Raw genomic sequence first — 9,818 nt, 5'->3', positions numbered from 1 at the left:
AATAGATGTGTAACGTGTTCTCAGATTCTTGCCCAACTCCCATTATTTCAAATTTGCTATTTGAACCATCACCGCCAGATGATTCCTTTATCACAGAAACTACATATTCATCAAAATTCGTATCCGCTATCCATCGTTCGTCTTCATCATTTAACCCCTCAGTGGTGAGATTGTTGATATCTTCAGGTGTCGTAATAAGTTCGATGCCATCACCGGTATGTGATCCAGATCCCTCTGGTATACGAACATTGTAGGAGAGTTCGTGTTCAATGTCGGGTTGAGGGCAATCTTCCTGCCGCATTGAGAGACATCCACTGATGACAGCGACTCCACCTCCACTGAGCATCGAAAGAGCAGAACGACGATTCATGATAGTGAATTTGTGGTGGGTTATTGTTAAATTCCTTCTCCATACTCAAACAATTGTTTGACCTACCTCACCCGATCAGTTCGCAGCTCAAGGTAATACTGAGATTTTAGCCAACAGTACCCATTTATGTCATCCGTATCAAATTGGTGTATGCGCCGCAGAGCCCTTCTCGCCGGGACAGGCGCCGGGATCGTCGTGCCGTTGACCGGGTGTCTCGCTGACAATGGAGAGTCTGGCGATGACACCAATGACCCGACCGGTGAATGGTTACAGTTCCAGGCCGATGCCGCCCACACCGGGGCCACAACCGCGGCCGGTCCGGACGGTGGCGGACGGATACGCTGGTGGAGCGACACATCGGGGCTCTCCACCGGCCCAGTCGTCAAGGACGGGACGGTGTGCATCGGAACTGGCGTCCACAACCAGTCCGTCTTCGCCTTTGAGCAGGCCACCGGCGACCAACAATGGCAGGCGAAGATCGGCGACGATATCGAACGGGCGCTAGCGGTCGGAGACGAACTCGTCTACGCGTCGGCGGGGGGTGTGTACGCTCTCGATGTCGAGACGGGCGAGCAAGAATGGATGGACAACGTCGATACCTCGTGGGGACTCGCATTCGCCGACGATACCGTCTTCGCTGCTGCGGGCGGGGGTGGCCCCCTCGTTGCATTCGAAGCGGAGACCGGCGAAGAGCGCTGGAGTCGCGAGATCCATACAATCACGACACCGTCGATAGATGACGGGCGCGTCTTCGCTGTCGGGAACGATAATCTGATCGCGATCGACGTCGAGAACGGTGAGACTGACTGGACGAAGACAATCGACCGAGCGGGCGGGCCGCCCACCGTCGCAGACGGCACGGTCTTCGTCGGAACCCGGAAAGATCTGTTCGCTCACGACACCGCGACCGGTGACCGCAAGTGGACCCTCGAGGGGAACTTCCGCGCTACCGACATCGCGACGATCGACGGAACGCTCTACCTCGCAGGCCAGCAACAAGAGGGCGACGAGTGGGTATCGCGGGCGCTCGCAGTGGAAGCGGCGACCGGAGACGTCGAATGGACCCGGGACGATGAAGTTCTCGGAGACGGGAGCGTCGTCGTCACCGAGGAGACCGTCTATGTCACCACCCCCTACCGCGTATATGCACTCGACCCCAAGACGGGGGACATCAAGTGGTGGTTGCGGTTCCAATGGCCAGTAAGCAGCCCTGCCGTCGCTGATGAGACCCTGTACGTGAGTGTGGGCGGCCGTTTACTGGCGATCGTATCAGGAGACGGTCGTGCCGGTGTGTGGACGTCGGATGCAGAACCCATTCCGGATCGCGGCGCCACTCCACCAGAGCCGAGCTACGCCGGTACCGACTTTTCCTTCGGCATGGGTGGCTTCGACGTCAGCGCAGAGTGGAATGTCGAGGTGGAAGAGGATGCCCCCGTGGACGTCTCCTTCACCACCAAGGGCGATCGGATCGATACGGACGAGGACGTGTCGATGACACTCGCCGTGACGAACGAGAGTGACGAGACGCTGCGGTCCACCACCGGTGCGCCGGAGCCGTTCGGTATCTTCAGGCTCGGCAGTGAAGATCGCCACATCACCGCGTGGACCTCGGCCTACGAGGAAAGCGGTCACGTTCACACATCCCCTCATCGCGGGATAACGGGCGTGAACAGTATCGGCCTCTCGACGGAAATCCCTCCGGGCGAAACGGTGAGCGAAACCTACACGATCTCGGACGAGACCAACAGCATCCAGCCAGGCACGTACGAATTTTCCGTCGAAAAACGCCTGAAGCTCGAGGATGACAGGGACGATCACGACGGCTGGGACTTCGAAGTGAGGGGAGCTGTCGAACTCGAGGATCGTGGAACGGACACGGGCGATATCGTCCATGATCTCGTAGTGGCGGACGAAGTAAGCCTCCCGAAGGAATTCATGGGCCGGTTCACGGTTGATGTCGTTGAACCGGTCACCGACACCCATCCGGGCATGATCGAGGTGACGTTCGAGAATGTCACGGACGAACGGTCGCTAATCGCGTCGATGCGGCACTGGCCCTTCGGCTCGTACGTCGGGCACGGGCCCGAGGATCGTCGGCTTGTTCTCCTTCCCGCGGAGACATACGCGCCCGGGTTCGTCGAGCGAACTAACAGCGGCTGGTGGGAACCCGCCTTTCTTCCCCACGAATCGATCGTCCAGGGTCGGGGCACAACGGCGTACGATCCCGGCGAGAGGAGCACCAAGCAGTTCATCGTCACCACCCACCCCGAGACCGGTGACCCGCGCGACGGTGACAGCTTTGCGTTCGAACAAGGGTTCGGTGACGACGATGTCGACGTGATATGGGGGTTCGCATTGTCGACACTCGATCCGGATAGGTAAGGGATTCAAGCGATACCGGACTAGACGATAGCCGACCGGCTCAAACTCCAGTCTTGATCGCCATGTCTGAGGTCCCCTTTCGGGACCGGCTCAGACTTCACCTCCTGAGGCCTGCACAATGCAGGGAGCTCAGGCAACGCGAGAAGTACGTCCAAGACAGGGCCAAACGGTCTGGGCGTCCTCCTTCCGTCATATAATCTTTCGGGTAGCTCATACGCGTCGTTCACCGTCACCAACATATATCCCGTCAGTGATCTAACCTAGCTATCATGAAACGACGCGCGCTCCTGGTCGCGGGTGTTGGCGTCCTCGGTGGCTGTCTCCAGAACGGGGCTGAAAACACGCAAGGCTCTGACGGGACTGGCCAAGGGGAGGACGAAAACAGAACGAGTCAGGAAACCGAGTCAAACGGAACCGACGACGAGTCCAACTCTAACGCTACGGATCAGAGCGACACGTCAAATGGGACGAATCAAGACAATGTTTCGAACGGAACCACCGAGGAACCCGAGTCCAACGTCACGGATCAAGGTAATACCTCAAACGGGACCGGCCAAGACGATCCAACGAACAGATCGGACCACACTACCGAATCAACTGAGACCGAGCAGACTGACACGTCGAACGGGACGACTCAAGACAATGCGACGAACGGGTCAGCGCAAGAAGAGGACGGAAACGGGACCGATCAGGACGACCACAACCGAGAATCACGGACCTACGAGGTAGAAGCGGAGACGTCTCCAGAGAGTCCAATTCACCACGAGTTTGACGTCACCCAGCCCGACATCCACTCACCGGATTCGCCGCTTACGCTCACCGTGTCGATCTCGAATACGACCGACGAGACGATCACCTACGCGGATGAACGCTCTATCGTCGGCTCGTATCTCACGTCCAGAGAGTTCAGGTTGGTCCCAGAGGGCAAACACGAGTATGACTTCGATGAAGAGAAGCGAGCGTGGCACGCGACAAAAGCAATCGGCTACGGGGACACTATCATGAGTGGCGAACTGGAGCCAAACGGGACACGATCTCAGAATATCGTGTTGATACGAGACTTGCTCGAGGAGTTCCCGGACCGGATTCCCTCGGAGTTCGAGTTCGCTACAGAGTTTGGAGCTGAGGAAAAAGAAGGAGAAGACACGATGGTACCGGATTTGGAGTATCAACTGGCGTTCGATATAACGTCAGTCAGCTAATTTTTCGAATAGTTGCTGTGCCACACGGATCACATCCACATATCAAATCATGAAACGACGTACGCTCCTGATCGGGGGTGTTAGTGTCCTCGGAGGCTGTCTCGAAAGCGGCGCAGATAACACGCAAGGCTCCAACGGGACAGACCAAGATGAGGATGGTAACGGAACCGATCAGGACGACCACGACCGCGAGACACGGACCTACGAGATAGAAGTGGAGACGTCATCGGATAGCCCGATCCAACACGAGTTCAAGATCACCCAACCCGGCATCCACTCGCCGGATTCGCCACTCACGCTCACCGTGTCGATCTCGAATCCGTCCGATGAGACGATCGTTTACGGGGATACTGACAACGTCGTCGGCTCATACCTCAGCTCTGATGAGTTTATCTTGATTCCAAAGGATGAATATGAGTATTCCTTCGATGAAGATACGCGGATATGGGTTGCAACTGAAACGATCGCATTTCCGGGGGCACTGAATATGGACGAACTTGAGCCAGATCAGACACGAGCCCAGGAGCTTGTTTTGATACGGACCTTCGATGAAGACTCTCCGGATACGATCCCCTCCGCATTTGAGTTTACCACATCCTTTGAAGTAGGCGACGAAGATACTAACATGGATACAAATGAGGAGTATACGGTCGCGTTCTCTCTCGTTGCAACCTAGTGACCCCTGAAGGAGTTCTCGCGTGGTAGCAATCCGCTTCTCTCTCAACACCCCGCTGTAAATCTGGATATAACAGAACGGCCCGTTCGCAGCCTCGATGTAACGCGGTGGCTGGATTGCACTGACCGGTGCCCCTGGGCTAACGTTACGTACAGGAGAAAGCTAAAACAGGAACTGTAGTCTACCAAGCATCTAATACCCTGAGGTGCTTACACGATAGTATGCAGTGGCCGTCTTTCATAATACGAACTGGAGCGACCCTTATTCTCCCAACCGTGAGTCATTTCGAGAGGGGCACTCAATGAAGCGTCGAATCGTCCTTGCAGGGGCGACGACGGCTCTTATTGGCGGTAGTGGGTGCTTGTCCTGGCCCAACAGTGTCGTCTCTACAGCGCGTAGTCCAGTTAGTAACATTGAATTTGATGTATATCAACCTGGTGATGAAAACTATGATGGCATATCGTCCGTGACTGAGCCGCCAGAGATTAGTTTTGACTCTAGTCGAGACATGGTTGTTATCTTCGGGAAATTATTTGTCGGGTCGAGTGATTGTAATATAGCATCTATTACTGGTCGGAGCTATGACAACGGCTCGAACACATTCACCGTAACAATCGGTAGCGGTACAAAAGAAGACGCCGGAAACGCATGTAGTGGCGACGAAAGCGCTGACACATATCGCATACAAGTCGAATTCGAGGGCACCCTCCCGGAAACCGTGACCGCGACTGAGGAAGGAGACCCGGCCAATCAAAGTTCAACTGTACATCGCTAGCAGTATGGACCCAGAGAAGCGCTATCTCCCTTAACTCTCGACTCGCGTCCGGTCACACAGTATTAGGACCTACGTGTTCTCGATCGATCAAACGATGAAACAGGGATGCTCGTTGCGACCGTTCTAGATGGTGTGTTCGCACTCCAATGTAACGCGAGAATCAGGCTGAAACGTGCTGCAACTTTTGACTACTACCGCCACCGACTCTCGACTCTCGTCCAATACCGAAGCACGAGGTCGCCTGTGTTAGCGAACCAGATCCGGTGCTCGACCAACGAGTCCGACAAGATCTCGCCTGGCTCGGCCGTGCGTTCGACGACATACGCTCTACGAAGTCCCGGAGCGGGTCGCGTTGCAGTACGCCTACTCCGAGAGCGTCTCAGCCCCCGAGTATGATCCTGACGCCATGTCGATGAGATCTTCCTCGAGGCAGTCGACACCTTCGAAGCGACGTCGTGCAGCGGGCTGCACGCCGCGCGAAGATCCGTCCCTACAGTTACGGGGGCGTCAGTCGGCCGCCGTCGTCTCGTCGCACACGCTCCGGCACAGTGTCGCCTGGCGGATGCTCCGTGCCGAGGAAGACGATCAGCTGTATCACCTCCGGAACCGGCTTCGCCACTAGTCGAGTCTCACGACTGAGTGGGAGTACGAGCACTTCCAACTGATCTAGTAGCCGTCGAAAGAGATGGCACACTACGACGATAGATCAACGAAATGGGTGAACAGCTCCGCGGGCCGGGTCTCAATGTCTGCCCCTAGTGTGGCGGGGCGAAGACATCGTATCCCCAACACTGGAACCGGAGCAAGCTGTGACTATCCAACGCTCGACCCACAGATCCATCACGTCGCTACAGGCGCGCTCATGGGCGACGGATCGCTCAAAGGGCGCGAACGGGCCAAGCTTCGCATCGAGACAATGGCACGGGCGTTCGCGCTGTGGCTCCACGAGCAGTTCGGCATGGCTGCTGGGAGCATCTGCTGGTTTCTGCAGGACGGCCCCGACTAGGACGTCTATCGCGTCTCGAGATTGCCCATCCTGAGTTCAACCACTACCGAGACTGCATCGGGATGGCGAGAAGTGTATCCCTGAGCACATCCGACTCCGGCCGCTGTCGACGCGCATGTTCGTCGCCTACGACGGCACACTCTCGTTCGTGGCAATGAACACCTACGGATGACGTTCCGACCGTTGACGACGGCTATCGCGAAGACTTGGCGCACACACTCTCACGACTCGAAATCGGGATCACGCCCCGCGTAGGCTCGCGTCGAGTCTCGATCGACGTGCCTGACGTCCCCCGGCTCCTTGAGTGGATCGGCAACCCCGTCCCAAGTGCCGAATACAAATGGGCGACGTCGAAGGGGGAGTACGACCGGCTTCGCGATCGGCAGTAATGCCTTTAAGCGAACGTGTTGAGATGGCACGCTTCAGAAGCTCGAGGGACTCAGCGGGACACCGCGTTTTCGTTGTATCTGGAGTCAAGCAGGTAGATTGCTTATGCACAACCAAGCTCGGAATCTCCATTAGCAAGATAAATTCCACAGATCTTCCGAATGATAAATTTGCCTTGCTAATCTTTGGTAGATATTCACGTAGCTGTACTAGAAATGCCTTGTCTAACGAAAAGGATAATGAGTCTTATCCCGTTACCGAAAATAACCGCAATTATATAAAAATACACAAGCCGGGCTGAATAGTAGACTAAAGAAATATCTGGTATTACTATATCAAATATATCAAATATCAACACAGCCACATACCAAATAAGCATGAATGGGTATAAAATTGGGTAATACCATTGATACTGAGGTGCACTGCCACCCTCATATCTCGATATTGTCTCGCCTTGTGCATCGACAATTCCACCAGCGTACCCGGAAACTGCACCCGTGGTAATTATGTCGAGAAATATTGGGAAAAGAGCAAAAAACAAAAATATAGCTAGTATGTATCTGTTCGGACGGAGAAGTCGGATAACCTTATTGGGAATGAAATCCATGGGCGAATTATATTCGCCTATTGATATTGCGACGGACGCGAGTATTTTGTGTCACGGTGTCTATTCACATTCACTAAACAAATAGTGGTGGCGTCTAATAAACCCATCTGGAAATAGCACTTTTATATACTTATGAATATTTATAGTGGTTATGGTATTATATACCAGTTCCATTGTTCATTTATATTGTCAGAACTAGACTGATGACCAGTTGGGAGTGTAATAATAATCAGACGAAACGAACGCCTGATCGGTGCATTAATCAGCTACCTAGCCGGCGTCAGGTTGTATCGAAGGCGGAGTCCCGCAGCTGACGGCCACAGAGCACCCCATGTGCCGAGTGAAACGAAGCCTCCATCGACGATGTCTGCTTTTCGACGAACTCGAGGAGTATGTACCTGCTCGTTCCAAACGGCATTGCGCGGTGTCGCCCTCACGTAGAATCACAGAGCCATACGGTGCTTCCGTTTGCTCACTCCGACTCAGCTTTTCCGAGATACTCTCTACGAACGGTGTCGCCATCGCGATACGCACGATATGCGTACGGACCGGGTTTCGTGCCACCGCTCATACATTGACACGTCTCGTCGCCACAGGTTCGATACTCGTGATAGACAGTGCCGCTCAATCCTTCCTCGACGACGTCGACGTCATCGGGGAGCTCATCTTCAGTGACCGGTTCTTCTCGGCGTCGTTCGCGATCGGCAAGTAGCTGATCGATGTACTCGCGCGTATCGCGCATCGTCTTGCTTTGGGAGCCCGTCGGCGATGTACTGCGGGAGCGTCGAGGGTGCGTTGGGTAGGGCCATTGACCTTGTGCAACAATTGGCCGCATCTCCGATAAAGATGTTGCACAAGGCGACGGTGCACTTGCCTTTTCGTTCTGTGATCGCCGATTGAAGCTGTCTGTACGCCGTTTCCAACGTTCACAAGTCGAAGACTACTTCTCAAATTACTATGTACTGTTGGGTGTCGTATGGCAAATCTCATCGTCAAATCGGCAGTGAAGGACCAGCTCGACAACTACAATGTGGCAGCCGACTTCTACGACGCCCTCGACGAGGAGGTCGCGGAGTTACTCGAGGATGCCGCCCAGCGGGCTGAAGACAACGACCGACGAACCGTTCAGCCCCGCGATCTGTAGATCGGCCGACCGGAGGTATCAGGCTATCTTCTTTTAGCCGGATGTGGGCATGAAACAGCCGTTATGTACAGGATGAGTAGGTCACGGAGGGGCCACCGCGTGCATTGATAGCTATCCGAAGCTGTAGAGACTTACTGCTTCGTCACTTCAAATTGGAATCCCCACGTGAATGTTGTTTCACCAAAGGTCACAGAATTTTCAAACGTGAACTCTCCCTCAGGCCAGCACACATCATCTTCTACGCTTCCCCACAGCGCAGCGTCACCTGAGTACGATTTGCTCGGCTCGAGTTCTACTTGGTTTTCCTCAGGAACCACCCGATAGGGATCATTGTCGGGGTCAGTATTCTCCCAACAGTCTGATCGTCGATCATCTGCTGTCCAAGAGGATGGCTGTAAGAGAACGTAATTAGGTGGGTCACTCTGTACGACGAGTAGGTTCGGGACAGGAATGCTACCGACATCAAATTGTTGGACGGTATCGGCTTCGTTAGTAAGCGTAAATCGAAACGTGATCGTCTGATCAGGAGTCGCCCGACTTGAGGTAGCTTCAACAGAAAGTGAAGCAGAAACAGTATCAGGCATCTCGCCGGTAGAGTTAACTGACACAGAGCGTCGCTGAAACGACTCGTCCTCAGAGGGGTTTGTAGGAGAACTGCCAATCGACGTGCATCCAGCAAGAAAAATGGGTGTGCCGCTCCCAGCCGTTGCGAGAAAACGGCGACGATCCATATTATCTCGTTCAGAGTGTTGGGAGAAAAGATTTTGGGAAGGTGAAATAGTGACTTTCTCTCCGTGGAAATATCACTCATAGTTCGTGGTTTGATGGTTAGTTCACAACTCGAGGTAACGATCGGATTAGTCTCACTAACCCCAATTTGCGGGACCCATTTTTCACGAGAGGGGCGGCCGATTCTCGCGATATGTACAGAGGATGGCAGCAACAGTAAGTAATGACAGTGAAGAGGATAGTGGTCTCACTGAATCAAAATCGGACGGCGACTATACATCGGATTCGTAAGTTGACTCATCACCTTCCTCCCAGTGGGTGTAGACGGCTCTGTCCAACGGCAAACCCTCATGAGAAACTCGGAGCAGTCGAAGGTACAGATAGCCCACATCACCACTCCCAACTTCGGCAATGCAGGAATAGATGTGTAACGTGTTCTCAGATTCTTGCCCAACTCCCATTATTTCAAATTTGCTATTTGAACCATCACCGCCAGATGATTCCTTTATCACAGAAACTACATATTCATCAAAATTCGTA

Annotated in this window: 9 protein-coding genes and 1 pseudogene; 6 read left to right on the top strand and 4 right to left on the bottom strand. The window is 54.1% G+C overall.

The window, feature by feature from the left end; genetic code table 11:
* On the bottom strand, positions 1-370 hold a 370-nt coding region (locus LCF40_RS22330), incomplete at its 3' end, for a hypothetical protein (RefSeq protein WP_224830340.1).
* A gap of 150 nt (positions 371-520) precedes the next feature.
* Here LCF40_RS22330 and LCF40_RS22325 point away from each other — a divergent pair.
* The 5 genes and pseudogenes from LCF40_RS22325 to LCF40_RS22310 all read left to right on the top strand — a co-directional run bounded on the left by LCF40_RS22325 (position 521) and on the right by LCF40_RS22310 (position 6,411).
* Positions 521-2,752: a PQQ-binding-like beta-propeller repeat protein gene (locus LCF40_RS22325; protein ID WP_224830339.1), complete on the top strand. Its 2,232-nt coding sequence runs from the start codon at positions 521-523 to the stop codon at positions 2,750-2,752.
* Positions 2,753-3,021: 269 nt separating this feature from the next.
* A complete protein-coding gene (locus LCF40_RS22320; RefSeq protein WP_224830338.1) occupies positions 3,022-3,954 on the top strand; it encodes a hypothetical protein in 933 nt (310 codons plus the stop codon).
* 49 nt (positions 3,955-4,003) lie between these two features.
* On the top strand, positions 4,004-4,630 hold the full coding sequence (locus LCF40_RS22315; protein ID WP_224830337.1) for a hypothetical protein: 627 nt from the start codon (positions 4,004-4,006) through the stop codon (positions 4,628-4,630).
* A gap of 1,221 nt (positions 4,631-5,851) precedes the next feature.
* Positions 5,852-6,027: pseudogene (locus LCF40_RS23635) on the top strand (tyrosine-type recombinase/integrase); the annotation flags it as partial.
* 123 nt (positions 6,028-6,150) lie between these two features.
* Positions 6,151-6,411 (top strand): hypothetical protein, encoded by a 261-nt coding sequence (locus tag LCF40_RS22310; protein ID WP_224830336.1) that lies wholly within the window; start codon positions 6,151-6,153, stop codon positions 6,409-6,411.
* A 1,466-nt stretch (positions 6,412-7,877) separates the two neighbouring features.
* Here the strand turns inward: LCF40_RS22310 and LCF40_RS23630 are convergent.
* Positions 7,878-8,033 (bottom strand): DUF6788 family protein, encoded by a 156-nt coding sequence (locus LCF40_RS23630; protein WP_345777884.1) that lies wholly within the window; start codon positions 8,031-8,033, stop codon positions 7,878-7,880.
* 348 nt (positions 8,034-8,381) lie between these two features.
* Between LCF40_RS23630 and LCF40_RS22305 the strand changes: the two genes are divergently transcribed.
* Positions 8,382-8,549, top strand: a complete 168-nt coding sequence (locus LCF40_RS22305; protein WP_224830335.1) for a DUF1931 domain-containing protein — start codon at positions 8,382-8,384, stop codon at positions 8,547-8,549.
* A 131-nt stretch (positions 8,550-8,680) separates the two neighbouring features.
* Here LCF40_RS22305 and LCF40_RS22300 read toward each other — a convergent pair whose 3' ends face one another.
* Together LCF40_RS22300 and LCF40_RS22295 are read right to left on the bottom strand one after the other, a co-directional pair.
* Positions 8,681-9,280, bottom strand: a complete 600-nt coding sequence (locus LCF40_RS22300) for a hypothetical protein (RefSeq protein ID WP_224830334.1) — start codon at positions 9,278-9,280, stop codon at positions 8,681-8,683.
* A gap of 270 nt (positions 9,281-9,550) precedes the next feature.
* Positions 9,551-9,818 (bottom strand): hypothetical protein (locus LCF40_RS22295; RefSeq protein WP_224830333.1); only part of this gene is annotated, 268 nt, incomplete at its 5' end.

Origin of the sequence: Saliphagus infecundisoli, assembly GCF_020177375.1 — an archaeon.
GTDB lineage: Archaea > Halobacteriota > Halobacteria > Halobacteriales > Natrialbaceae > Saliphagus > Saliphagus infecundisoli.
This window is presented reverse-complemented; position numbering and strand designations above follow the sequence as displayed.

What these genes read in the sequence shown, in the direction of transcription:
- LCF40_RS22325 (WP_224830339.1), top strand. Translation starts at nt 521, where the DNA reads ATGCGCCGCAGAGCCCTTCTCGCCGGGACAGGCGCCGGGATCGTCGTG.
- LCF40_RS22320 (WP_224830338.1), top strand. Translation starts at nt 3,022, where the DNA reads ATGAAACGACGCGCGCTCCTGGTCGCGGGTGTTGGCGTCCTCGGTGGC.
- LCF40_RS22305 (WP_224830335.1), top strand. Translation starts at nt 8,382, where the DNA reads ATGGCAAATCTCATCGTCAAATCGGCAGTGAAGGACCAGCTCGACAAC.
- LCF40_RS22315 (WP_224830337.1), top strand. Translation starts at nt 4,004, where the DNA reads ATGAAACGACGTACGCTCCTGATCGGGGGTGTTAGTGTCCTCGGAGGC.
- LCF40_RS22300 (WP_224830334.1), bottom strand. Translation starts at nt 9,280, where the DNA reads ATGGATCGTCGCCGTTTTCTCGCAACGGCTGGGAGCGGCACACCCATT.
- LCF40_RS22310 (WP_224830336.1), top strand. Translation starts at nt 6,151, where the DNA reads ATGTCTGCCCCTAGTGTGGCGGGGCGAAGACATCGTATCCCCAACACT.